Origin of the sequence: Streptomyces sp. NPDC032161 (genome assembly GCF_040636995.1) — a bacterium.
Classification (GTDB): Bacteria; Actinomycetota; Actinomycetes; order Streptomycetales; family Streptomycetaceae; genus Streptomyces.
Genome location: NZ_JBEZVN010000009.1, coordinates 1 through 24,775, shown reverse-complemented (window position 1 = coordinate 24,775; position 24,775 = coordinate 1). Strand labels below are relative to the sequence as shown.

Here is a 24,775-nt window from a genome sequence, read left to right as displayed (position 1 = left end):
GAAGGGGGACACCGGAAACGGTGTCCCCCTCTCCATGAGGACACCCCCGATGTACAAACTCTTCTTCCAGCTGTTCTTCAAACGGATGGACACGGAGCGGGCGCACCACCTGGCCTTCGGCTGGATCCGCCTCGCGGCCCGCGTCCCCGTGCTGCGCACCTTCGTCGCCGCCGTGCTCGCTCCCCGGTACAAGGAGCTGCGCACGGAGGCGTTCGGCCTGCGGATGCACGGCCCGTTCGGCCTCGCCGCAGGCTTCGACAAGAACGCCGTCGGGATCGACGGCATGGCGATGCTCGGCTTCGACCACGTCGAGATCGGAACGGTCACCGGCGAACCGCAGCCCGGCAACCCCAAGAAGCGCCTCTTCCGCCTCGTCGCGGACCGCGCGCTGATCAACCGCATGGGCTTCAACAACGAGGGCTCCGCGGTGGTGGCCCGACGGCTCGCGGACCGCACCCCGGTCTTCCGGACCACGGTCGGGGTCAACATCGGCAAGACGAAGGTCGTGCCGGAGGCCGAGGCGGTCGGCGACTACGTGAAGTCCACCGAACGGCTCGCCGCCCACGCCGACTACCTCGTCGTCAACGTCTCCTCGCCCAACACCCCCGGCCTGCGCAACCTCCAGGCCGCCGAGGCGCTGCGCCCCCTGCTCGCCGCCGTGCGCGAGGCGGCCGACCGCACCGTCGCCGGACGGCGCGTCCCGCTGCTGGTCAAGATCGCCCCGGACCTCGCGGACGAGGACGTCGACGCGGTCGCCGACCTCGCGGTCGAGCTGGGTCTCGACGGCATCATCGCCACCAACACCACCACCGCCCGGGACGGTCTCGGTCTGAAGTCCCCACGCGCCCTCACCGGCGAGACCGGCGGACTGTCCGGCGCGCCCCTCAAGGCGCGCTCCCTGGAGGTCCTGAGCCGCCTGTACGCGCGGGTCGGGGACCGGATCACCCTGGTCGGCGTCGGGGGCGTCGAGAACGCCGAGGACGCCTGGCAGCGCATCCTCGCGGGCGCCACGCTCGTCCAGGGGTACAGCGCCTTCATCTACGAGGGCCCGTTCTACGCCCGGGCGATCCACAAGGGCCTGGCCGCGCGCCTGGCCGCCTCCCCGTACGCCACCCTCGCCGAGGCCGTCGGCGCGGAGACCAGGAAGGCAACCGCATGACCACCCCGGAACCGTTCGGCGCGCGTCTGCGCCACGCCATGGACACCCGCGGGCCGCTCTGCGTCGGCATCGACCCGCACGCCTCGCTGCTCACCGCCTGGGGCCTGGGCGACGACGTCGCCGGCCTGGAGCGGTTCACGCGTACCGTCGTCGAGGCGCTGGCCGACCGCGTGGCGGTCCTCAAGCCGCAGTCGGCGTTCTTCGAGCGCTTCGGCTCGCGCGGCATCGCGGTCCTGGAGAAGGCCGTCGAGGAGGCACGCGCGGCCGGCGCGCTGGTCCTGATGGACGCCAAGCGCGGCGACATCGGCTCGACCATGGGCGCCTACGCGGCGACCTACCTGGACCCCGGCTCCCCGCTGTTCTCGGACGCCGTCACCGTCTCGCCGTACCTGGGCTTCGGCTCGCTGCGTCCGGCGCTCGACGCGGCGGTCCTCTCCGGCTCGGGCGTCTTCGTGCTCGCCCTCACCTCCAACCCCGAGGGGGCCGAGGTGCAGCGCGCCACCGCCGCCGACGGCCGCTCGCTGGCCCAGGTGATGCTCGACCACCTGGCCGCCGAGAACGAGGGGGCCCGGCCGCTCGGCTCCGTCGGCGCGGTGGTCGGCGCCACGCTCGGCGACGCGGGCGTGGACCTCGCCGTCAACGGTCCGCTGCTCGCCCCGGGCATCGGGGCCCAGGGGGCGACCCCCGCGGACCTCCCCGGCGTCTTCGGGGACGCGGTGGGCAACGTACTGCCCAGTGTGAGCCGCGGCGTGCTGAGCCGGGGGCCGCACGCGGCGGGGCTGCGCGACGCCGCCGAACGGCTGACGGACGAGGTCCGGACGGCCGTCGCGGGCGCATGACCGTGCCCGATGTCACTGCGTTGAGTGAATTCTGAACGAAAAACTCGGATATTATGCCCGAAATGTCCTGGTCGGCGGAGGCTGACCAGGACTTTTCGTTGGTTCTCGCTGACTCGGGCCGCCCGGGCCGCTAGTCTCCGTCGAGAGCCGACGTGCACGAGTGGCGCGTCGCTCGCCTGGTGTGGGGCGCACAGCTTCTCACCGGTCCGTATCCGACAGATCGACATCCGAGGTGACGTAGGCGTGGCTCTTCCGCCCCTTACCCCTGAACAGCGCGCAGCCGCGCTCGAAAAGGCCGCCGCGGCTCGCCGGGAGCGGGCCGAGGTCAAGAATCGACTCAAGCACTCCGGCGCCTCCCTCCACGAGGTCATCAAGCAGGGCCAGGAGAACGACGTCATCGGGAAGATGAAGGTCTCCGCCCTCCTGGAGTCCCTGCCCGGCGTGGGCAAGGTCCGCGCCAAGCAGATCATGGAGCGGCTCGGCATCTCCGAGAGCCGCCGGGTCCGGGGTCTCGGCTCCAACCAGATCGCATCCCTGGAGCGAGAGTTCGGCGGCAGCGCCGCCTGACGTTCTCGGGCACCCCCGAGAACCTGGATAATCGCTCCATGGCTGCAACATCCCGGGGGACGTCCCCCGTACCCCCGGACGTACGTCCGCGGCTGACCGTGCTCTCCGGCCCCTCCGGGGTCGGCAAGAGCACGGTCGTCGCCCATATGCGCAAGGCCCACCCCGAGGTGTGGCTCTCGGTGTCGGCGACGACCCGCAAGCCGCGCCCCGGCGAGCAGGACGGCGTCCACTACTTCTTCGTGGACAACGACGAGTTCGACAAGCTGATCGCCAACGGCGAGCTGCTGGAGTGGGCCGAGTTCGCAGGCAACCGCTACGGCACGCCGCGCCGGGCCGTGCTCGAACGCCTGGAGGCCGGTGAGCCGGTGCTGCTGGAGATCGACCTCCAGGGTGCCCGGCTGGTCCGGCAGTCCATGCCGGACGCCCGGCTCGTCTTCCTGGCCCCGCCGAGCTGGGAGGAGCTGGTCCGCCGGCTCACCGGCCGCGGGACCGAGTCGGTCGAGGTGATCGAGCGTCGGCTCGCCGCCGCCAAGGTCGAGCTGGCCGCCGAGTCCGAGTTCGATACGACGCTGGTCAACACCTCCGTCCAGGACGTGGCACGCGAGCTGCTAGCCTTGATGTTGGAGGCTTCCGGCCGCAGCGACGGTACGGACGGTACCGACTGACCCACCCGGGCACGTGCGGTGTACACGCGGCATGTGTGACAGACGGACACGTCGGTACCGTCACCAGTGCGGAGCCTCACGCCGTCAAAGGTTTCTTTGATCCTCACCCCCTTCGGAAGGCAGAGAGTGTCCTCTTCCATCACCACGCCCGAGGGCATCATCAACCCGCCGATTGATGAACTCCTCGAGGCCACCGACTCGAAGTACAGCCTCGTGATCTACGCCGCCAAGCGCGCGCGCCAGATCAACGCGTACTACTCGCAGCTCGGCGAGGGCCTCCTGGAGTACGTCGGTCCGCTCGTCGACACCCACGTGCACGAGAAGCCGCTCTCGATCGCGCTCCGCGAGATCAACGCGGGCCTGCTCACCTCCGAGGCCGTCGAGGGCCCCGCGCAGTAGGCAGGAATCGCACCTCCACCACAGGCCCGGCGGCCGCGACCGCCGGGCCTGTGGTGCGCCCGGGGGCGACGGCGCCGCACCCGACGCGGTGCGGCAGCATGGGGGAGTCCGAATACGAGTGCGGGGAGACGCAGTGGACAAGCCGAAGGTCGTTCTTGGGGTCAGCGGGGGCATCGCCGCGTACAAGGCGTGCGAGCTCCTGCGCCGGTTGACCGAGTCCGGTCACGACGTACGGGTCGTCCCGACCGAGTCGGCACTGCACTTCGTGGGCGCGGCCACCTGGTCGGCGCTCTCGGGCCACCCGGTCGCCACGGAGGTCTGGAACGACGTCCACGAGGTCCCGCACGTCCGGATCGGGCAGGGCGCGGACCTCGTCGTCGTCGCCCCCGCGACCGCGGACACGCTCGCCCGGGCCGCTCACGGCCTCGCCGACGACCTGCTCACCAATACGCTCCTCACGGCCCGCTGTCCGGTCGTCTTCGCACCCGCCATGCACACCGAGATGTGGGAGCACCCCGCCACCCGCGAGAACGTCGCCACGCTGCGCCGCCGCGGCGCCGTCGTCATCGAGCCCGCCGTCGGCCGGCTCACCGGCGTCGACACCGGCAAGGGCCGGCTGCCCGACCCCGGGGAGATCTTCGAGGTCTGCCGCCGGGTGCTGACCCGCGGCGCGGCCGAACCGGACCTGGTGGGCCGGCACGTCGTGATCAGCGCGGGAGGCACGCGCGAGCCGCTCGACCCGGTGCGCTACCTCGGCAACCGTTCCTCCGGCAAGCAGGGCTACGCACTGGCGCGCACCGCGGTCGCCCGAGGCGCCCGGGTCACCCTGATCGAGGCCAACACCGGCCTGCCCGACCCGGCGGGCGCCGACGTCGTGAGCGTCGGCACCGCCGTCCAGCTGCGCGAGGCCGTGCTGAGGGCCGCCGCGGACGCCGACGTGGTCGTGATGGCCGCCGCGGTCGCCGACTTCCGCCCCGCCGCCTACGCGCCGGGCAAGATCAAGAAGAAGGACGGGCAGGAGCCGGAGCCCGTCGCGCTCGTTCGTAATCCGGACATCCTCGCCGAGGTCTCCGCCGGACGCGCCCGGCCGGACCAGATCGTCGTCGGTTTCGCCGCCGAGACCGACGACGTCCTCGCCAACGGCCGCGAGAAGCTCCGCCGCAAGGGCTGCGATCTCCTCGTCGTCAATGAGGTCGGCGAGCGCAGGACCTTCGGGTCCGAGGACAACGAGGCGGTGGTGCTCGGCGCCGACGGCACCGAGACACCGGTGCCCCACGGCCCCAAGGAGGCCCTCGCCGACACGGTCTGGGACCTCGTGTCGCCGCGGTTGGGATGAAGATCTCGTTCCATGTCCGGCACTCCGCGAAACCCCCGGAAAACCGGGCACGGAGGGCATGTCGGCGAGGCTGATTCCATGCCCTGACGAGCCCTTTCGGCGGCCGCGGGACTCCCAAGGAGCGAGACACGCTGTCCGCCGGACGAAAGTGACCGATAAACTGTCCGCGGATCGTGCCGGGCGCAGCTCCCGGACGGTCCGCCAAATGATCAGCCAGCAGCCGCTGCAACCCCAGGGAGCGATGTGTCCCGCCGTCTCTTCACCTCGGAGTCCGTCACCGAGGGCCACCCCGACAAGATCGCTGACCAGATCAGCGACACGATCCTCGACGCACTGCTCCGTGAGGACCCCACCTCGCGCGTCGCCGTCGAGACCCTGATCACCACCGGTCTGGTGCATGTTGCGGGTGAGGTCACGACCAAGGCCTACGCCGACATCCCGACCCTCGTGCGCAACAAGGTCCTGGAGATCGGCTACGACTCCTCCAAGAAGGGCTTCGACGGCGCCTCCTGCGGTGTCTCGGTCTCCATCGGCGCCCAGTCGCCCGACATCGCGCAGGGCGTCGACACGGCCTACGAGGCACGGGTCGAGGGCTCCGCCGCGGGCGGCGAGGGCGACGACCTCGACAAGCAGGGTGCCGGCGACCAGGGGCTGATGTTCGGCTACGCGTGCGACGAGACGCCCGAGCTCATGCCGCTCCCGATCTACCTCGCGCACCGGCTCTCGCGCAGGCTCTCCGAGGTCCGTAAGAACGGGACCATCCCCTACCTGCGCCCCGACGGCAAGACCCAGGTCACCATCGAGTACGACGGCGACAAGGCGGTCCGCCTTGACACGGTCGTCGTCTCCTCGCAGCACGCCAGCGACATCGATCTCGACTCGCTGCTCGCCCCCGACATCCGCGAGTTCGTCGTCGAGCACGTGCTGGCGCAGCTCGTCGAGGACGGCATCAAGCTGGACACCGACGGCTACCGGCTGCTGGTCAACCCGACCGGCCGCTTCGAGATCGGCGGCCCGATGGGCGACGCCGGTCTGACCGGCCGCAAGATCATCATCGACACGTACGGCGGCATGGCCCGCCACGGCGGCGGAGCCTTCTCCGGCAAGGACCCGTCCAAGGTCGACCGCTCGGCCGCCTACGCCATGCGCTGGGTCGCCAAGAACGTCGTCGCCGCGGGTCTCGCCGCCCGCTGCGAGGTGCAGGTCGCGTACGCGATCGGCAAGGCCGAGCCGGTCGGCCTCTTCGTCGAGACCTTCGGCACCGCCACGATCGAGACCGAGAAGATCGAGCACGCCATCGGCGAGGTCTTCGACCTCCGCCCGGCCGCGATCATCCGCGACCTCAACCTGCTGCGCCCGATCTACGCGCAGACCGCGGCCTACGGCCACTTCGGCCGCGAGCTCCCCGACTTCACCTGGGAGCGCACGGACCGCGTGGAGGCGCTGCGCGTGGCGGCCGGTCTGTAACGACCCGGGGGAACTGCCCTCAGCCGTACGCCGGGGCCCGGACACCGCACCAGGTGTCCGGGCCCCGGCGCGTGCTCCCGGCGCTCTGCCCCGGGGCGGGCTCCGACTCGGGAGGCGCTGTCCGCGGGGTCTGGTAGGAATGTGGCTGTGAGCAGCGACGACAAGCGATCCGGCGACCCCGGGCCCGGGGCCGGGGAGCAGCTCGCGCTGATCCGGGAGACGGTGCGCAGGGCGAAGGTGCCGCGGGCCAAGCCGCGGACCTGGCGCGGTGCCGCGCTCGCCGAGGAGCTGCCCGTCGCCCGGGTCCTGGTCAACAAGGGCGCGCTCCATCTCGACCAGTACTTCGACTACGCCGTGCCCGAGGAGCTCGACGCCGACGCCCGGCCCGGGGTGCGGGTGCGCGTGCGGTTCGGCGCCGGTTCCCGCCACGTCCGCGGCGGACGGCGCGAGGGCGGGGGACTGATCGACGGCTTCCTCGTCGAGCGGCTCGCCGAATCCGACTACCCGGGGGCCCTCGCCGCGCTCGCCTACGTCGTGTCGCCCGAGCCGGTGCTGAGCCCGGAACTGCTCGCGCTCGCGCGCGCCGTCGCCGACCGGTACGCGGGCAGCCTCGCCGACGTGCTGCAACTGGCCGTGCCGCCCCGCAACGGCAGGGCCGAGTCCAGGCCCTCGCCCGCGCCCCTGCCTCCGCCGCCCCCGCCGCGTCCGGGCAGCTGGGAGCGGTACCCGCAGGGGCCCGCGTTCCTGCGGGCCCTGGCCGACGGCGGCGCGCCCCGGGCCGTGTGGACGGCGCTGCCCGGACCGCACTGGCCCCGCGAGATCGCCGGGGCCGTGGCCGCGACGCTCGCCTCCGGCCGGGGCGCCCTCGTCGTCGTACCGGACGGCCGGGCCGCGGGCCGGGTGGACGCGGCCCTCACCGAGCTGCTCGGCGAGGGGCGCCACGCCCTGCTGACCGCCGACTCCGGGCCGGAAAAGCGCTACCGGGAGTGGCTGGCCGTGCGGCGCGGCTCGGTGCGGGCGGTGGTGGGGACGCGCGCCGCGATGTTCGCGCCGGTCGTGAACCTGGGCCTGGTGGCCGTCTGGGACGACGGGGACTCCAGCCACAGCGACGACAACGCCCCCTTCCCGCACGTGCGCGAGGTGCTCGAACTCAGGGCGGCGCACGCGCGGTGCGCGTTCCTGCTCGGCGCCACGAGCTGCACGGTGGAGGCCGCGCAGCTCGTGGAGAGCGGCTGGGCGCTGCCGCTGGCCGCGGACCGGGAGCAGCTGCGGACCGCGGCGCCCCTGGTGCGCACCGTGGGCGACGGGGAACTGGCGAGGGACGAAGCCGCCCGGGCGGCCCGGCTCCCCAGCCTGGCCTGGCGGACCGTCCGTGACGGGCTGCGCGCGGGCCCCGTGCTGGTCCAGGTGCCGCGCCGGGGGTACGTGCCCCGGCTGGCCTGCGAGCGCTGCCGCGAACCGGCCCGGTGCCGGCACTGCGCGGGACCGCTCCAGGCACCGGACCAGCGGGATCTCGAATGCGCCTGGTGCGGACGAGCCGAGACCGACTGGCACTGCGCCGCCTGCGGCTCCGTCCGGCTGCGGGCCCAGGTCGTCGGCGCGCGCCGGACCGCCGAGGAGCTCGGCCGGGCGTTCCCCGCCGTACCGGTCCGCACCTCGGGCCGTGACCACGTCCTGGAGTCGGTGCCGGACGCGCCCGCGCTGGTCGTCAGCACCCCCGGCGCCGAACCCGTGGCCGAGGGCGGCTACGCGGCGGCGCTGCTGCTGGACGGGTGGGCGCTGGTGGGACGACCCGATCTGCGGGCCGGTGAGGAGGCGCTGCGGCGCTGGACGGCCGCCGCCTCGCTGGTACGGGGCCGGGCGGAGGGCGGCACGGTGGTGGTCGTCGCGGAGCCGACCCTGCGGCCCGTGCAGGCGCTGGTGCGGTGGGACCCGGTCGGGCACGCCCGCCGCGAGCTGGCGGAACGGGCGGAGCTGGGCTTTCCGCCGGTGTCGCGGATGGCGTCGGTGACCGGTTCGCCGGACGCGCTCGCCGCCTTCTTCGCCGTCGCCGAGCTCCCGCCGGAGGCCGAGGTGCTCGGCCCGGTCCCGCTCCCGCGCACCGAACCGGGCAGGCCGCGCAGGCCCAGGGACGCACCGCCGGGGGAGTCCTGGGAGCGGGCGCTGGTGAGGGTTCCGCCGGGGGGCGGCACGGCCCTGGCGTCCGCGCTGAAGGCGGCCCAGGCTGCGCGGCTCGCCCGGGGCGGCGGCGACCAGGTCCGGATCCGGGTGGACCCGCCGGACATCGGCTGACGGCCCGGGGCCGGAACGGGCGCGTCCGTCGCCCGCGCACCCGGGGCGTGGTGGTCGGGCGCCGGGCACACGCGCCGGCCCGTCCGCCGCGCCGACGACCGCCACGGACGACGGGGCCCGGAGCGCGGGCACGCGGCTGCCCCGCCGTGCGTCGGGCGCGGCGGGGCAGTGGACGGGGTGGTCAGCCGTTGCGCGGGCCGGGGAAGACCCCGGGGCGCAGGTCCTCGCGCAGTGCCGGACGGTCCGCCGGGTGCTGCGGGGGCATGGAGCGCGCGGCGGGCACGGCCGGCAGGGGCGGGGTGCCGCCGGAGCCGGGCGCCATGGGCATCGGGCGCGGCACGGCGCCCTCCCCGGCCGGCTCGGCCGCTCCGGCCTGCCGGGCGTTGCGGCGTGCGCCGTAGCGGCGGTGGACCGCCTGCTTGGTGACCCCGAGCGCGGAGCCCACCGCGTCCCAGGAGAAACCCAGCGAGCGGTCGAAGTCCACCGCCGCGGTGACCAGGGTCTCTACGCTGTCGCGCAGTTCCTGGGCGAGCCTGACGGTGGGGGCCGGGGCCCTGCCGTAGACGACGAAGCCCGTGGACGGGCCGGAGCGGCGCGGTCGGTAGACGTTGCCCAGTTGGGCGGTGAGCGTGCGCAGCGCGTCCACCTGCCGCCGGACCCGCTCGATGTCCCGCACCAACAGATGCAGGCTGGCCCGCGCTTGGGCGTCGTGGGTTGCGTGGTCGGCCATGAAGAAGCCTCTCGAACCGGCGTTGAAAGGGATCGGGCCGCACCGTGGCGGCCCGCTTCGGTCAATCTCTCTTGACCAACGCGACAGTCGGTGATCTGGTCACGTGCGGGGGCGCGAGCGCATCCCCGAGGGGCGCGCGGTGACGCGTACGCCCCCCGAGCACCCGGCCCATAGACTTGAGGGCCGACCGGCGGACCGGAGCGGCGTCACTCCACCGTGCCGGTCGGCCCCCCGCGTCGCAGTTCACCGTACGTTCCGGCCCGAGAGGCAGTCAGCCACCCATGAAGCTCGTCTTCGCAGGCACCCCCGAGGTTGCCGTACCCGCCCTGGACGCCCTGATCGCCTCCGACCGGCACGAGGTGGCGGCCGTCGTCACCCGGCCCGACGCACCGGCCGGGCGGGGCCGCCGGCTGGTCGCCAGCCCTGTCGCGGAGCGTGCCGAGGAGGCCGGGATCGAGGTGCTCAAGCCCGCCCGGCCGCGCGACGAGGACTTCCTGGCGCGGCTGCGGGAGATCGCTCCGGACTGCTGCCCGGTCGTCGCCTACGGGGCGCTGCTGCCCAGGACCGCGCTCGACGTGCCCGCCCACGGCTGGGTCAACCTCCATTTCTCGCTGCTGCCCGCCTGGCGCGGCGCGGCCCCCGTCCAGCACGCGGTCATGGCCGGGGACGAGGTGACCGGGGCGTCGACCTTCCTGATCGAGGAGGGGCTGGACTCCGGTCCGGTGTACGGCGTCCTCACCGAGGAGGTGCGCCCCACCGACACCAGCGGCGACCTGCTCACCCGCCTGGCGTTCGCCGGGGCGGGGCTGCTCGTCGCGACCATGGACGGCATCGAGGACGGCACGCTGCACGCGGTGCCCCAGCCCGCCGACGGCGTGACCCTCGCCCCGAAGATCACCGCCGAGGACGCCCGGGTGCGGTGGTCCGAGCCCGCCCTGCGGGTCGACCGGGTGGTGCGCGGCTGCACCCCCGCTCCCGGCGCGTGGACGGTGTTCCGCGGCGAACGCCTGAAGCTGGTCCAGGTGACCCCGGTGACGGACCGCGCGGACCTCGCGCCCGGCGAGCTGTCGGCGGCGAAGAACAACGTGTACGTCGGCACCGGGTCGCACGCCGTCGAACTGCTCTGGGTCCAGCCGCAGGGCAAGAAGCCGATGCGGGCCGCGGACTGGGCCCGCGGGGTGCGGATCGTCCACGGCGAGCTGCTGGGGGCCTGAGAGCCCGTCGGGCGACGCCCCCGAGGGCCCCGGGGGCCGGGCACGGCGACGTAGGCTTGGGGGGTTCGTCCCCTCACCACCAGCGGAGCACCTTTCACGTGAACGACCAGCAGCGTCGCCGTCCCGCCAAGCCGCATCGCCGTCCGAAGAAGGACCCCGTCCGGTTCCTCGCCTTCGAGGCGCTCAGGGCCGTCGACGAACGCGACGCGTACGCCAACCTCGTCCTGCCCCCGCTGCTGAAGAAGGCCCGCGCCACGGGTGACTTCGACAACCGGGACGCGGCGCTGGCGACCGAGCTGGTCTACGGGACGCTGCGCCGCCAGGGGACGTACGACGCGATCGTCGCGGCCTGCATCGACCGGCCGCTGCGCGAGGTCGACCCGCCGGTCCTCGACGTGCTCGACATGGGCGTGCACCAGCTGCTCGGCACCCGCATCCCCACCCACGCCGCGGTCTCCGCCAGTGTGGAACTGGCCCGGGTGGTGCTCGGCGAGGGGCGGGCCAAGTTCGTCAACGCCGTGCTGCGGAAGGTCGCCGCGGACGACCTCGACGGCTGGCTGGCGCGCGTCGCCCCGCCGTACGACGAGGACCCCGAGGACCACCTCGCGGTCGTGCACTCGCATCCCCGCTGGGTCGTCTCCGCCCTCTGGGACGCGCTGGGCGGCGGCCGGGCCGGCATCGAGAACCTTCTGGAGGCGGACAACGAACGGCCCGAGGTCACGCTCGTCGCCCGCCCCGGCCGGGCCACGACCGAGGAGCTCCTCACCGCCCTCGGCGAGGAGAACGGCCTGCCCGGCCGCTGGTCGCCCTACGCCGTGCGGATGGCCGAGGGCGGCGAGCCCGGCGTCCTGGAGGCGGTCCGGGAAGGCCGCGCCGGGGTCCAGGACGAAGGCAGCCAGCTGGTGGCCGCGGCCCTCGCCCACGCCCCGCTGGAGGGCCGTGACTCCCGGTGGCTCGACGGCTGCGCGGGACCGGGGGGCAAGGCCGCCCTGCTCGGCGCGCTGGCCGCCGGACGCGGGGCCGCCCTGCTCGCCGCCGAGAAGCAGCCGCACCGGGCCCGCCTGGTCGAGCGCGCGCTGGCCGGCAACCCCGGTCCGTACCAGGTGGTCACCGCCGACGGCACCCGCCCGCCGTGGCGTCCGGGCACCTTCGACCGGATCCTGATGGACGTGCCGTGCTCCGGACTGGGCGCGCTGCGGCGCCGCCCGGAGGCGCGCTGGCGGCGCCGGCCGGAGGACCTGGAGGGTTTCGCGCCGCTGCAACGCGGCCTGCTGCGCGAGGCGTTGGCGGCGGTCCGGGTCGGCGGCGTCGTCGGCTACGCGACCTGCTCGCCGCATCTCGCGGAGACCCGGGTCGTCGTCGAGGACGTGCTCAGGGGGCGCGGCGGCAGGCCGGTCGAGGCGGAATGGATCGACGCCCGCCCGCTGATGCCGGGAGTGCCCGCGCTCGGGGACGGACCCGACGTCCAGCTGTGGCCGCATCTGCACGGCACGGACGCGATGTACCTGGCGCTGCTGCGGCGCACCGGCTGACGACGGAGCGGGCGGGGGAGCGCCGCGCGGCATCCCGGCCGACCGGCCGTCGTCCACGGGCCGCCCGGGGCCCGCGCGCGACGGCCGAAACGTCCGGATCGGGCGGATGGTGCGGCTCGGACCCCGCGAACTGTAACGATCCGGTGAGGCTTTGGCCCGCGCAGGGGCGGGGAACCGGTGCGGAGCATGGCAGGCTTGGCACATGGCCCAGATCAACCCCAGCATCCTGTCCGCCGATTTCGCCCGCCTCGCCGAGGAGGCGAAGGCGGTCGAAGGCGCCGACTGGCTCCACGTCGACGTGATGGACAACCACTTCGTCCCCAACCTGACCCTCGGCGTGCCGATCGTGGAATCGCTCAGCCGGGCCACGGACACCCCGCTGGACTGCCATCTGATGATCGAGGACGCGGACCGCTGGGCGCCGCAGTACGTCGAGGCGGGAGCCGGATCCGTCACCTTCCACGCGGAGGCCGCCGCCGCCCCCGTGCGGCTGGCGCGGGAGATCAGGGCCAAGGGCGCCCGCGCCTCCATGGCGCTCAAGCCCGCGACGCCCATCGAGCCGTACGAGGACCTGCTCCCCGAGCTCGACATGCTGCTGATCATGACGGTGGAGCCGGGCTTCGGCGGCCAGGCGTTCCTTGACATCATGCTGCCGAAGATCCGCCGCACCCGTGAGCTGATCTCCAAGCACGGACTCGAACTCTGGCTCCAGGTCGACGGTGGCGTCTCCGGGTCCACCATCGAGCAGTGCGCCGAGGCAGGTGCGGACGTCTTCGTCGCCGGCTCGGCGGTCTACGGGGCCGAGGACCCCGCCGAGGCGGTGCGCGCCCTGCGCGCCCAGGCCGACGCGGCCACCGCCTCGGCCGCCTGGGCCTGCCGCCACTGACCCAGAACCACGGCCGGACCGCGCTCCGGCCCCGAACGGAAGTCGGCCCGGCCAAGGGCAGATGAACGCGGTCCGACGGGACCGATCAGGGATCGCCGGATCTGACAGGATGAACGGCGTATCGAGAGTGTGAACAGCAGTGAGGAGATCGCGGTGTCTGCAATGTCGGCGGGACGGTCCGCCCTGCGGATGGGGCCCGCGGAGCTGGTGCAGGCGGCGGCCATGGCCCGCCGCTTCTACCTCGAAGGAAAGTCGAAGATCCAGATCGCCGAGGAGTTCGGTGTCAGCCGCTTCAAGGTGGCCCGGGTCCTGGAGACGGCACTCGAACGCGACCTCGTGCGCATCGAGATCCGTGTTCCCGCCGAGCTGGACGCCGAGCGTTCCGACGCGCTCCGGGCCCGTTACGGGTTGCGTCACGCGGTGGTCGTCGAATCGCCCGCGGAGGAGCCCGACGACGCACCCGACCCGGAGAACCTGGGGGAGGTCGCGGCCGATCTGCTCGGCGAGCTGGTGACCGAGGGCGATGTGCTCGGTCTCGCCTGGGGACGGTCCACGATCCACATGGCCGCCGCCCTCGACCGGCTGCCCCCGTGCACCGTCGTGCAGCTCACCGGTGTGTACGACGCGGGGACGGCCGAACGCGGCTCGGTCGAGGCGGTCCGACGCGCCGCCCAGGTGGCGGGCGGCGAGGCCCACCCGATCTACGCGCCGATGCTGCTGCCCGACTCGGCCACGGCCGCCGCGCTGCGCCACCAGACGGGCATCGCCCGCGCCTTCGACTACTTCGACAAGGTCACGGTCGCCGCGGTGTCCATCGGCTCCTGGGAGCCGGGCATCTCCACCGTCCACGACATGCTCACGGACGAGGAGCGCGCCCATTACGCCTCGCTCGGTGTCGCCGCGGAGATGTCCGCGCACCTCTTCGACACGGAGGGGCGCCGGGTCGGCCGGGACCTGGGGGAGCGGTGCATCACGGTCGAGGCCGACCGGCTGCGCCGGATCCCGGAAGTGGTGGCGATCGCGGGCGGTCGGCGCAAGGCCGCCGCGATCGGGGCGGTGCTGCGGTCCGGTCTGGTCACCAGCCTGGTGACGGACACGGCGGCGGCGGAGTATCTGCTGACCGAGTCGGCGGCGCCGAGGCGCCCGGCCCTGGAACGGGCCGACCCGGACGGGGCCTGAGCGGGGACGGTGCGGCCGGGCGGCCGCGGGCGGCGCCGACGGCCGTCCGCGCCGCCCGGCCCGCGGTCGGCCGTCGCGCCCGTGCCGCGTCATGTACGGCGGCGTCCGTACGACGGTGGGAACGGCGTCCGCCCGCGGACCGTCCGGACGGTCCGCGGGCGGAGTGCGAGGTGTCAGTCCTGGACGACGCCCAGGACCGTCGCCTCCAGGTATTCCTCCGGTTCCTCGTACTGGCCCACGTCCGCCGGGTTGTAGCGGGGGGTCTGGCGCGACCAGTCCAGGTTGCCGCGCATCCAGCTCCGCATCCCGTCCAGGTACGGCAGGAGCATCCCGGACAGCTGCGGGTAGGAGCTCAGCAGCTCGGCCTCGGCGGCGAGGAACCGCCGGGTCTCCCTGTCGGTCTCGGCGCAGACGTGTTCCAGCGCCTCCCGCTTTCCGTATCCGCGGTGGTGCCGGACCAGATGGACGAGGTTGTGGATCTCGCCGAGGACCTGTTCCTTCTCGTACGAGTACACGTCGTTCGCCCAGCACACGACGTTGCACGAGGCTTCCAGGGCGGTGATGAACCGGGAGTCGTTGTGGATCGACTCGGGGGCCTCGATCCCGGCGACGATCTCTATGAGATCCATGCACACGTGGATCGCGCCCGTGTGGCGCCGCTTGGCGATGTAGGTCTCCTCGGACGGCACCACACCGTCCGCGCGGTTCCCGGCCTCCCAGGTGGTGGTCGTCATGAGGTACTCGGTCAGGTGCCAGCCGAACCGGGCGCGCCAGTGTGCGGCGGCGGCGGGGGTCGTGCGTTCCCACAGGTCGACCAGGGCGACCACGGCGGCGGGAAGCTCCTCGTCCGGCGCGGTCCCCGTGCCCTTGCCCTCGATCACGGACCTCATCACGGCCACCACGTCGCGCACCCGCTCCGGGCTGCGGCCCAGGTGGCCGTCGTCGAGCTGGTCGTCGACGAGGAACAGCCACACGAACCAGTCGGCGACGAGGTCGAGCCTCTCGGCGTCGGCGGTCGGATACACCATGCCGACGAAGGCTCCGAAGTCCGCCTGCTCGAAGCGTTCCCTGGCCGAATCCCGATGTACCAGACCGGTGTTGCGGATCCAGGCGTCGAGATGGACCCGGGTGTGCGGGACGTGCGGATTGGTGCGCTGGGGGAACGGGCAGTAGATGTCCGGCAGTTCATTGTCCACGGTGGGTCCTTGATCCTCTCCGGTCGTACCTCTGACGGAGGTTGTGGCTCCTCCGCATCCTCCTCCGGGCGTCGTGGTGGCCCACGGGACCTGCGGGTTTTGAAGCTACCCGACCGCTTGCAGCCAGGTCCAGGGATGATGATCGTGAATGATTCCGAATGCCGCGGGACATGATGCGAGGACGACCGGGTGCGTGGCGCGACGAGGAGGGGGTCCGTTCGTCCGGGGTTCCCGCACGCCTCATCGGAGGAACGTACGAGCACGGGGGCGTTTTGCTGTGCCTTCGTGAACGCGACCTGCGCCGTTTCGTATGAAAAAATGAGCATCATGCGCTTTCTTGAGCCCGGCACCGGTCGCTACACGGAGTCCCCCTCGGTCCCGTACGACCTCACGTACGACGACGTCTTCATGGTCCCGGGGCGTTCGGCGGTCGGTTCCCGCCAGGGAGTCGATCTCTCCTCGCCCGACGGCACCGGCACCACCATCCCGCTGGTCGTGGCGAACATGACGGCCATCGCGGGCCGCCGGATGGCCGAAACGGTCGCCCGCCGCGGCGGGCTCGTCGTCATCCCGCAGGACATCCCGATCGACGTGGTCACCGATGTCGTCTCCTGGGTGAAGAAGCGCCATCTGGTGCTGGACACGCCGATCGTGCTGACGCCCGGCCAGACGGTGGCCGACGCGTTGTTCCTGCTGCCGAAGCGCGCGCACGGCGCCGGCGTCGTCGTGGACGAGGACCACCGGCCCGTCGGTGTCGTCACCGACCACGACCTGGGCGGTGTCGACCGCTTCACCCAGCTCTCCGAGGTCATGTCCAGGGACCTGATGCTGCTGGACGCGGACATCGCGCCGCGCGACGCGTTCCACGAACTCGACGGTGCCCACCGCAAGTTGGCTCCCGCGGTCGACGCGGACGGCCGGCTCGTCGGCATCCTCACCCGCAAGGGCGCGCTGCGCGCCACGCTGTACACACCGGCCACCGACGCCGAGGGCCGGCTGCGGATCGCCGCCGCGGTCGGGATCAACGGCGATGTCGCGGGCAAGGCCAAGCAGTTGCTCGACGCGGGCGTCGACACGCTCGTGGTGGACACCGCGCACGGTCACCAGGAGTCCATGATCGGCGCCATCCGCGCGGTCCGGGCGCTCGACCCGAGGGTGCCGGTCGTCGCGGGCAACGTCGTCGCCGCCGCAGGGGTGCGCGACCTCGTCGAGGCGGGCGCGGACATCGTCAAGGTCGGTGTCGGACCGGGTGCCATGTGCACCACCCGGATGATGACGGGTGTGGGCCGGCCGCAGTTCTCCGCGGTCCTCGAATGCGCCGCCGAGGCGAAGAAGTACGGCAAGCACGTGTGGGCCGACGGCGGCGTCCGGCACCCGCGCGACGTCGCGATGGCACTCGCGGCGGGCGCGTCCAACGTGATGATCGGCTCGTGGTTCGCCGGTACGTACGAGTCGCCCGGCGACCTCCAGCAGTCCGCCGACGGGCGCTTCTACAAGGAGTCCTTCGGCATGGCGTCCGCGCGCGCCGTGAAGAACCGCACCTCGGACGAGTCGGCGTACGACCGGGCCCGCAAGGCGCTCTTCGAGGAGGGGATCTCCACCTCGCGGATGTTCCTCGACGCGGCCCGGCCCGGCGTGGAGGACCTGATCGACTCGATCATCGCGGGCGTCCGTTCCTCCTGCACCTACGCCGGTGCGGCGTCGCTGGAGGAGTTCGCCGAGAAGGCGGTCGTCGGGGTGCAGAGCGCCGCCGGGTACGCCGAGGGCAAGCCGCTGCACGCCAGCTGGAGTTGATCACGCCACCGCCACGAAGCGGTTCACCGGCAGGAGTTGATCCCGCCGCGGCGTGGTGTGGCCGGAGCCGATCCCGCGCCCGTCACAACACCGTTGCCCCTTACGGCCGTTCGCGCCGTGAGGGGCAACCGCTTTCCCGCCCGGGAACGGGGCGAGGATGTCCGATTACGGCGGGTGGGTGGCCTGAGCCACGGCCCAACTTGCCCGGCCCCTCAGTAGTATGAACGGCAATCAGCTGCCCGGCTCTCTCTGCGGTAAGGGATCTCATGTCCTTCTTCACTGACCTGGCCCATCAGTACATCGACGGAGAGTGGAGGCCGGGCAAGGGGTCCTGGGACATCATCGACTTCAACCCGTACAACGGGGAGAAGCTCGCCTCGATCACGGTCGCCACGGCCGACGAGGTGGACCAGGCGTACCGCTCGGCCGAGACCGCCCAGCAGGCCTGGGGCGAGACCAACCCGTACGCCCGGCGGCAGGTGCTGGAGCGGGCGCTGCGCATCGTCGAGGAGCGCGAACAGGAGATCAGCGACGCGATCGTCGCGGAGCTCGGCGGCACCCGGGTGAAGGCGGCGTTCGAGCTGCATCTGGCCAAGGAGTTCCTGCGCGAGTCGATCCAGCTCGCGCTGCGGCCCGCCGGTCAGATCCTGCCCTCGCCGACCGAGGGCAAGGAGAACCGCGTCTACCGGGTGCCGGTCGGCGTCGTCGGCGTGATCAGCCCCTTCAACTTCCCGTTCCTGCTGTCGCTGAAGTCGGTCGCCCCGGCCCTGGCGCTCGGCAACGCCGTGGTGCTCAAGCCGCACCAGAACACCCCGGTCTGCGGTGGCACGCTGGTGGCGAAGGTGTTCGAGGACGCGGGGCTGCCGGCCGGGCTCCTCAACGTCGTGATCACCGACATCGCCGAGATCGGCGACGCGCTGCTGGAGCACCCCGTTCCGCAGGTCATCTCCTTCACCGGCTCGGACAAGGTGGGGCGGCACGTCGCCACGGTGTGCGCGGCCCACCTCAAGCGGGCCGTGCTGGAGCTCGGCGGGAACAGCGCGCTGATCGTCCTCGACGACGCCGACCTGGACTACGCCGTGGACGCGGCCGTCTTCAGCCGCTACGTGCACCAGGGCCAGGTCTGCATGGCCGCGAACCGCATCCTGGTCGACCGGGCGGTGGAGAAGGAGTTCACCGAGAAGTTCGTCGCCAAGGTCGCATCGCTGCCGGTCGGCGACCCCGCGGCGCCGGACACCGTGATCGGCCCGCTGATCAACGCCACCCAGGCCGAGGCGATCACCTCGCTCGTCGACCAGGCGGTGGAGGACGGGGCCACCGCCCTGCTGCACGGCCGGGCAGAGGGCAACCTGGTGAGCCCGTCCGTGCTGACCGGCCTGCCCGCCGATGCCCCCGTCCTGTCCCAGGAACTGTTCGGACCGGTCGCGCTCGTCGTGCCGTTCGACGGTGAGGACGAGGCGGTGCGGATCGCCAACGACAGCCCGTACGGGCTCAGCGGCGCGGTGCACACCGGCAACATCGAGCGCGGCGTGCGCGTCGGGCAGCGCATCCACACCGGAATGATCCACATCAACGACGGCACGGTCCACGACGAGCCCATCGTCCCGTTCGGTGGCGAGAAGAGCTCCGGCCTCGGCCGGCTGAACGGCGACTCCATGGTCGAGGCGTTCACCACCCAGAAGTGGATCTCGGTGCAGTACGGCCGCTCGCGCTTCCCCTTCTGACGGGGTCGCGCCCACGACGCGGTTCCCTTCCCCACCGCCCCGCCGGGTGCGTCCGGCGGGGCGGTGGCGTGTTCTACTTCGGAGGGCGGCCCGCGCCGCCCCCGAACCGGCCATCGCAGAGAAGTGAACCGCCCGACGTGCGCCTGAACGACCTCGACGAACGCATCGTCCACGCCCTCGCCGAAGACGCCCGGCGCTCCTACGCGGACATCGGCGCGCTCGTCGGTCTCTCCGCACCCGCGGTGAAGCGCCGCGTGGACCGGCTGCGCGCCGAAGGGGCGATCACCGGGTTCACGGTGCGGGTCGACCCGGCGGCGCTGGGATGGGAGACCGAGGGCTACATCGAGATCTACTGCAGCCGCAACACCTCCCCGGAGGCGATCAAGCAGGGGCTGGAGCGCTATCCGGAGGTCGCGTCGGCGTCCACGGTGACGGGCGAGGCCGACGCGCTGGTGCAGGTCTTCGCCGAGGACATGCGCCACTTCGAGCAGGTGCTGGAACGGATCGCGGGCGAGCCGTACGTGGAGCGGACCAAGTCCGTGCTGGTGCTGTCGCCGTTGCTGCGCCGGTACACCTCGGGGCCGCCGCAGTAGGCGCGGTGCGCCGGGACCGGGCCGACCCCGTCCGGGCGGACCGGCTGAGACCTGCGTCACCCTTCTGACCTGGGACGACGCCCGGCGCAATGAATCGCCGCCGCGGGCCGGTGACGCGCAATGGATCGACGGTGGATGCGCAACGGTCGCGCCTTGTCCGCCCCGAGCGGCGGACCGTACCGTCGATACGTCCCGCCCCGCCCCCATCGCCCGAGGTCAGACATGCCGTCGCTGCGCACCGCCCTGCTCCAGAGCTCCGGACGCCCCGGGCACGTGGACACGAATCTCGCGGCGCTCGACGAGGCGGCGCGGCGGGCGGCGGACGCCGGGGCCCGGCTCATGGTCTGCCCCGAACTGTTCCTGACCGGGTACGCGATCGGCGCCGACGTGGCACGGCTGGCCGAGCCGGCCGACGGCCCGTCCGCCGGGGCCGTCGCAAGGATCGCGGCCCGGCACGGGCTCGCGGTCCTGTACGGCTGCCCGGAGCGCGACGGCGAGCGGATCTTCAACACCGCACGGCTCGTCGGCCCGGACGGGGCGACGCTCGCGAACTACCGCAAGACCCATCTCTTCGGCGACTTCGAGCAGGAGTGGTTCACCCCGGGCGAGCACCCCGTCGTGCAGGCCGAACTGGACGGCGTCCGCGTCGGGATGCTGATCTGCTACGACGTCGAGTTCCCGGAGAACGTCCGCGCACACGCCCTCGCCGGTACCGAGCTGCTGCTGGTGCCCACCGCGCTCATGCACCCGTACCAGTTCGTCGCCGAATCGCTCGTCCCGGTACGGGCGTTCGAGAGCCAGATGTACGTGGCCTACGCCGACCGCACGGGCCCGGAGGGCGCGTTCGAGTTCGTCGGGCTGAGCTGTCTGGCCGGCCCCGACGGCACCGTCCGCGCCCGCGCCGGACGCGGCGAGGAACTGATCACCGGCGACGTCGACACCGCGCTCCTGGGCGCGTCGCGCGAGGCCAACCCGTATCTGCGCGACCGCCGGCCCGGCCTGTACGGCTCCCTCGCCTGAGTCCGGGCCCGCCACCCCTTCCGCCACACCGTCCCGTTCCATTGCTCTCGTTCCCGTGCAAGGAGTCCGTACCCCATGACGTCCACGGTGCCCAACGCCGCCCAGCACACCGAGGCGGCCGAGCCCATCACCATGTTCGGACCGGACTTCCCGTACGCGTACGACGACTATCTGGCGCATCCCGCGGGGCTCGGGCAGATCCCGGCGACGGAGCACGGCACCGAGGTCGCCGTCATCGGCGGCGGGCTGTCCGGCATCGTCGCCGCGTACGAGCTGATGAAGATGGGCCTGCGGCCCGTGGTGTACGAGGCCGACCGGATCGGCGGCCGGCTGCGCACCGTCGGCTTCGACGGCTGCTCCGCCGCAGGTGAGGGAGGGGAACTCACCGCGGAGATGGGCGCGATGCGCTTCCCGCCCTCCTCCACCGCGCTCCAGCACTACATCGACCTGGTCGGCCTGGAGACCAGGCCGTTCCCCAACCCGCTCGGCCCGGCCACCCCGTCGACCGTCGTCGACCTCAAGGGCGAGTCGCACTACGCGCGGACCATCGACGACCTGCCGCAGGTGTACCGGGACGTGATGGACGCCTGGAACCGGTGCCTGGAGGAGGACGCCGACTTCTCGGACATGAACCGCGCGATGCGCGAGCGCGACGTGCCGCGCGTCCGGGAGCTCTGGTCGAGGCTCGTCCACCGGCTCGACAACCAGACCTTCTACGGCTTCCTCTGCGACTCCGACGCCTTCAGGTCGTTCAAGCACCGGGAGATCTTCGGCCAGGTCGGTTTCGGCACCGGAGGATGGGACACCGACTTCCCCAACTCCATCCTGGAGATCCTGCGCGTCGTCTACACCGAGGCGGACGACCACCACCGCTCCATCGTCGGCGGCAGCCAGCAACTCCCGCTGCGGCTCTGGGAACGCGAACCGCGCAAGATCGTCCACTGGCCGCTGGGCACCTCGCTGTCCTCGCTGCACGGTGGCGAACCGCGCCCCGCAGTCACCCGGCTGCACCGCACCGCCGGCAACCGGATCACCGTCACCGACGCCACCGGTGACATCCGCACCTATCCCGCAGTGATCTTCACCGGACAGTCCTGGCTGTTGCTCTCGAAGATCGACTGCGACGACGCGCTCTTCCCGATCGACCACTGGACGGCGATGGAGCGCACCCACTACATGGAGTCGTCCAAGCTGTTCGTGCCCGTCGACCGGCCGTTCTGGCTGGACAAGGACGAGAGAACCGGGCGGGACCGCATGTCGATGACGCTCACCGACCGGATGACCCGGGGGACGTACCTCCTGGACGACGGCCCCGACCGGCCCGCCGTCATCTGCCTCTCGTACACCTGGTGCGACGACAGCCTGAAGTGGCTGCCGCTCTCCGCGAACGAGCGCATGGAGGTCATGCTGAAGTCGCTCGGCGAGATCTACCCGGACGTCGACATCAGGAAGCACATCATCGGCAACCCGGTGACCGTCTCGTGGGAGAACGAGCCGTACTTCATGGGCGCGTTCAAGGCCAACCTGCCGGGCCACTACCGGTACCAGCGACGGCTGTTCACCCACTTCATGCAGGACCGGCTGCCCGCCGACCGGCGCGGCATCTTCCTCGCGGGCGACGACATCTCCTGGACGGCCGGATGGGCCGAGGGCGCCGTGCAGACCGCGCTCAACGCCGTCTGGGGTGTGATGGCCCGGTTCGGCGGCGCGACCGACCCGACCAACCCCGGCCCCGGCGACGTGTTCGACGACATCGCCCCGGTCGAACTCCCCGAGGACTGAGGGGCGTTCGGGCCGGGGCGGGGCGTCAAAGGGAGGGCGCGGTCCCGATCCGACGGGGGGGCGGGGCCGCGCCCGGCGGATCGGCGTCAGGCGGGGCGGCAGACGCTGCGCTGGCGTCCCAGCCCCGAGATCTCGACCTCCATCACGTCGTCCGCTCCCAGGTACGGGAAGCGGCCGGACAGCGCCACGCCCTGCGGGGTGCCGGTGTTCACGATGTCACCCGGCTCCAGCACCAGGTACTGCGACAGGTGGTGCACCAGGTGCGCCACGCTGAAGATCATGTCCGCGGTGCTGGAGTCCTGCCGCGGCTCGCCGTTGACGAAGCTGCGCAGCCGCAGCCGCTGCGGGTCGCCGACCTCGTCGGCCGTCACCAGCACCGGGCCCAGCGGGTTGAACGTGGCGCAGCTCTTGCCCTTGGACCACTGGCCGCCCGACTCCTCCAGCTGGAAGGCGCGTTCGGACACGTCGTTGCTGACGGCGTAGCCCGCGATGTGCGCGGCGGCGTCGGCGGGGGAGTCCAAGTACGAGGCGCGGCGGCCGATGACGACGGCCAGCTCCACCTCCCAGTCGGTCTTCTTCGAACCGCGCGGGATCAGCACGTCGTCGTACGGGCCGACGACCGTGTTCGGCGACTTGTAGAAGAGGATCGGCTGCTCGGGCGGCTCGCTGCCGGACTCCGCCGCGTGCGCCGCGTAGTTCTGGCCGATGCAGAGCAGCGCGGAGGGACGGGCCACGGGGGCGCCGATCCGCTCGCCGGTGATGTCGATCTCGGGGAGCGCGGTCTCGGCGGGGACCAGGTGCGGATCGTCCGCGAGCGCGGCGAGGAACGCGCCGTCGATGTCGTCGGTGATGCCGGACAGGTCGTAGTGACGGCCTTCGGGGCGGACGAGGACCGGGCGCTCGTGGCCGGGCTCGCCGATGCGCATCAGTCGCATGGGAGGAACTCTCTCAAGGGGTAGGGGTGTCGGGGGTTTCGCAGGGGGCTCAGTGCAGTCGGGCGAGGGCGTCGACGGTGACGGCGTGCGCCGGGGGGCGTCCGGCGAGCAGCCGCAGCACCTCGTCGACGGCGCTCGCGCCGAGCCGCCGACGGCACTCGACGGTGCCCGCCGCCTGGTGCGGGGTGAGCAGGACGTTCGGCAGGGAGCGCAGCGGGTGGTCCACGGGCAGCGGCTCGGCGTCGAAGACGTCGATCGCCGCGTCCAGCCGGCCCGACGACAGCTCGGCCAGCAGCGCGTCCTCGTCGACCAGCCACGATCTGGCGGTGTTCACCAGACCCGCCCCGTCCGGCATCAGCGCCAGCTGCGCGGCGCCGATCATCCGGTGCGTCTCCTCGGTGACCGGCGCGTGCACGGCCACGATCCGGCTGCGCGACAGCAGCGTCTCCAGCGGGACGGACCGTACACCGAGCTCCTCGGCGTCCGCCTCGGACAGGAACGGGTCGGTGACGCTCACCCGCGCCCCCATCGCCCGGACCAGGGCGATGTAGGCGCGGCCGGTGCGGGAGGCGCCGATGACCCCGATGTCGCTGCCGCGGATCTCGTGGCGCGGCGGCGCCTCGCCCGCCGCCGCCCACGGCGCCCCGCCGCGCAGCGCGTGGTCGAAGCGGTGGACGCGGTGCAGCAGCGCGAGCGTGAACGCGAGCGCCACCTCGGCGACCGGGCGGGCCATCTCGTCCCCGGCCTGGGTGACCGAGATGCCCCGCCGGAACACGTCCTCGGTGACGTACGGGGCGACCGCCGAACCGGTGTGCGCCACCAGCTCCAGCCGGTCCGCCGAGGCCAGCAGCCCGGCATCCACCCGCGGCGCGCCCCACGCGGTGATCAGGGCGCGGGCGCCCGGAAGCGCGGCGGCGACCGCGTCCCGGTCCCGGTGGTGGTCCAGGACCGTCAGCTCCGCCGCCCGCTCCAGCTCCCGCCACACCTCGGCGGCGAAGAACTGCTCCCGCAGCCGGGGCGGCACGGCGACGACCACCCGGTCGCGGGTGGTCGCCGGGTCAGGACAGCCAGGCATCGAGATGCTCCGCGACGAAGGCGTCATCGGTCAGCCACGGGTAGGCCGCGGCCACCCGGCTGATCTCCTCGGCCTGCCCGGGGGACAGTGTCTCGGCCGGGTCCAGGCAGCGGATGTTCGCCAACAGGCCCTGGCGGTACAGGACTTCGTGCACCCCGGCGATGCAGCCCCGGAACGCGCCGCGCACGTCGAAGACCGCGCTGTTGGCGTCGGTCAGCTCGGGGCGGCGTGCCAGGCAGCGCACCATCGCCTCGTGGTCCCCGGCGCGCGCCCTGCGCACGTCGTCGAGGAGCGCCACGGCGGAGCCGGTCCAAACGGCCCACTGGCCGAGCAGCCCGCCGGCGAACCAGCGCCGGGTGCCGCCGGCCGTCTCGTACGGGGTGAGCAGGTC

21 protein-coding genes and 1 pseudogene are annotated in these 24,775 nt (G+C 72.7%); 17 read left to right on the top strand and 5 right to left on the bottom strand.

Annotated elements, in window-relative coordinates; all coding sequences use genetic code 11:
- Positions 1-49 precede the first annotated feature (49 nt).
- From AB0E67_RS19220 to AB0E67_RS19185, 8 genes are all read left to right on the top strand, one after another.
- Positions 50-1,159 carry a quinone-dependent dihydroorotate dehydrogenase gene (locus tag AB0E67_RS19220; RefSeq protein ID WP_362028025.1) on the top strand — a complete coding sequence of 370 codons (1,110 nt, stop codon included), beginning with the start codon at positions 50-52 and terminating at the stop codon, positions 1,157-1,159.
- A complete protein-coding gene (gene pyrF / locus AB0E67_RS19215; protein ID WP_362028022.1) occupies positions 1,156-1,998 on the top strand; it encodes an orotidine-5'-phosphate decarboxylase in 843 nt (280 codons plus the stop codon). Before AB0E67_RS19220 ends, pyrF begins: the two co-directional genes overlap by 4 nt.
- A gap of 243 nt (positions 1,999-2,241) precedes the next feature.
- The gene (locus AB0E67_RS19210; protein WP_014157387.1) at positions 2,242-2,565 is read left to right on the top strand and encodes an integration host factor; all 324 of its coding nucleotides are present in this window, start codon (positions 2,242-2,244) and stop codon (positions 2,563-2,565) included.
- A 38-nt stretch (positions 2,566-2,603) separates the two neighbouring features.
- Positions 2,604-3,230 carry a guanylate kinase gene (gene gmk / locus AB0E67_RS19205; protein ID WP_362028018.1) on the top strand — a complete coding sequence of 209 codons (627 nt, stop codon included), beginning with the start codon at positions 2,604-2,606 and terminating at the stop codon, positions 3,228-3,230.
- Between the two features lie 126 nt (positions 3,231-3,356).
- Positions 3,357-3,629: a DNA-directed RNA polymerase subunit omega gene (gene rpoZ, locus AB0E67_RS19200; protein WP_030610454.1), complete on the top strand. Its 273-nt coding sequence runs from the start codon at positions 3,357-3,359 to the stop codon at positions 3,627-3,629.
- A 133-nt stretch (positions 3,630-3,762) separates the two neighbouring features.
- Positions 3,763-4,965 carry a bifunctional phosphopantothenoylcysteine decarboxylase/phosphopantothenate--cysteine ligase CoaBC gene (gene coaBC / locus AB0E67_RS19195; protein ID WP_362028015.1) on the top strand — a complete coding sequence of 401 codons (1,203 nt, stop codon included), beginning with the start codon at positions 3,763-3,765 and terminating at the stop codon, positions 4,963-4,965.
- A gap of 243 nt (positions 4,966-5,208) precedes the next feature.
- Positions 5,209-6,432 (top strand): methionine adenosyltransferase, encoded by a 1,224-nt coding sequence (gene metK / locus AB0E67_RS19190; protein ID WP_362028012.1) that lies wholly within the window; start codon positions 5,209-5,211, stop codon positions 6,430-6,432.
- A 147-nt stretch (positions 6,433-6,579) separates the two neighbouring features.
- Positions 6,580-8,724: a primosomal protein N' gene (locus AB0E67_RS19185; protein ID WP_362028010.1), complete on the top strand. Its 2,145-nt coding sequence runs from the start codon at positions 6,580-6,582 to the stop codon at positions 8,722-8,724.
- A gap of 181 nt (positions 8,725-8,905) precedes the next feature.
- On the opposite strand, the gene AB0E67_RS19180 is transcribed toward AB0E67_RS19185, so the two are convergent.
- A complete protein-coding gene (locus AB0E67_RS19180) occupies positions 8,906-9,454 on the bottom strand; it encodes a hypothetical protein (RefSeq protein ID WP_362028007.1) in 549 nt (182 codons plus the stop codon).
- Positions 9,455-9,735: 281 nt separating this feature from the next.
- Between AB0E67_RS19180 and fmt the strand changes: the two genes are divergently transcribed.
- From fmt to AB0E67_RS19160, 4 genes are all read left to right on the top strand, one after another.
- On the top strand, positions 9,736-10,668 hold the full coding sequence (gene fmt, locus AB0E67_RS19175) for a methionyl-tRNA formyltransferase (RefSeq protein ID WP_351525543.1): 933 nt from the start codon (positions 9,736-9,738) through the stop codon (positions 10,666-10,668).
- A gap of 98 nt (positions 10,669-10,766) precedes the next feature.
- The gene (locus AB0E67_RS19170; protein WP_362028004.1) at positions 10,767-12,200 is read left to right on the top strand and encodes a transcription antitermination factor NusB; all 1,434 of its coding nucleotides are present in this window, start codon (positions 10,767-10,769) and stop codon (positions 12,198-12,200) included.
- A 202-nt stretch (positions 12,201-12,402) separates the two neighbouring features.
- Positions 12,403-13,086, top strand: coding sequence for a ribulose-phosphate 3-epimerase (rpe, locus tag AB0E67_RS19165; protein ID WP_360114669.1), 684 nt, complete (start codon positions 12,403-12,405; stop codon positions 13,084-13,086).
- A 162-nt stretch (positions 13,087-13,248) separates the two neighbouring features.
- Positions 13,249-14,265 (top strand): sugar-binding domain-containing protein, encoded by a 1,017-nt coding sequence (locus AB0E67_RS19160; RefSeq protein WP_073787572.1) that lies wholly within the window; start codon positions 13,249-13,251, stop codon positions 14,263-14,265.
- Positions 14,266-14,438: 173 nt separating this feature from the next.
- Here AB0E67_RS19160 and AB0E67_RS19155 read toward each other — a convergent pair whose 3' ends face one another.
- A complete protein-coding gene (locus AB0E67_RS19155) occupies positions 14,439-15,461 on the bottom strand; it encodes a terpene cyclase (protein WP_362028000.1) in 1,023 nt (340 codons plus the stop codon).
- A gap of 327 nt (positions 15,462-15,788) precedes the next feature.
- Between AB0E67_RS19155 and AB0E67_RS19150 the strand changes: the two genes are divergently transcribed.
- The 5 genes from AB0E67_RS19150 (at position 15,789) to AB0E67_RS19130 (ending at position 22,374) form a co-directional block, all read left to right on the top strand.
- Positions 15,789-17,255, top strand: coding sequence for a GuaB1 family IMP dehydrogenase-related protein (locus AB0E67_RS19150; RefSeq protein WP_362027998.1), 1,467 nt, complete (start codon positions 15,789-15,791; stop codon positions 17,253-17,255).
- Between the two features lie 266 nt (positions 17,256-17,521).
- On the top strand, positions 17,522-18,979 hold the full coding sequence (locus AB0E67_RS19145; RefSeq protein ID WP_362027995.1) for an aldehyde dehydrogenase family protein: 1,458 nt from the start codon (positions 17,522-17,524) through the stop codon (positions 18,977-18,979).
- A gap of 137 nt (positions 18,980-19,116) precedes the next feature.
- Positions 19,117-19,572, top strand: coding sequence for an Lrp/AsnC family transcriptional regulator (locus AB0E67_RS19140; protein WP_362027993.1), 456 nt, complete (start codon positions 19,117-19,119; stop codon positions 19,570-19,572).
- A gap of 222 nt (positions 19,573-19,794) precedes the next feature.
- Entirely contained in the window at positions 19,795-20,592 is a 798-nt protein-coding gene (locus tag AB0E67_RS19135; protein ID WP_362027990.1) for a carbon-nitrogen hydrolase family protein, read from the top strand.
- 75 nt (positions 20,593-20,667) lie between these two features.
- Positions 20,668-22,374, top strand: coding sequence for an NAD(P)/FAD-dependent oxidoreductase (locus AB0E67_RS19130; RefSeq protein WP_362027987.1), 1,707 nt, complete (start codon positions 20,668-20,670; stop codon positions 22,372-22,374).
- Between the two features lie 86 nt (positions 22,375-22,460).
- Here the strand turns inward: AB0E67_RS19130 and AB0E67_RS19125 are convergent, their stop codons facing one another.
- From AB0E67_RS19125 to AB0E67_RS19115, 3 genes and pseudogenes are all read right to left on the bottom strand, one after another.
- Positions 22,461-23,309 carry a fumarylacetoacetate hydrolase family protein gene (locus AB0E67_RS19125; protein ID WP_362027984.1) on the bottom strand — a complete coding sequence of 283 codons (849 nt, stop codon included), beginning with the start codon at positions 23,307-23,309 and terminating at the stop codon, positions 22,461-22,463.
- 49 nt (positions 23,310-23,358) lie between these two features.
- On the bottom strand, positions 23,359-24,384 hold the full coding sequence (locus tag AB0E67_RS19120; RefSeq protein WP_362027981.1) for a hydroxyacid dehydrogenase: 1,026 nt from the start codon (positions 24,382-24,384) through the stop codon (positions 23,359-23,361).
- Positions 24,368-24,775: pseudogene (locus AB0E67_RS19115) on the bottom strand (dihydrodipicolinate synthase family protein); the annotation flags it as partial. The pseudogene AB0E67_RS19115 and the gene AB0E67_RS19120, both read right to left, overlap by 17 nt.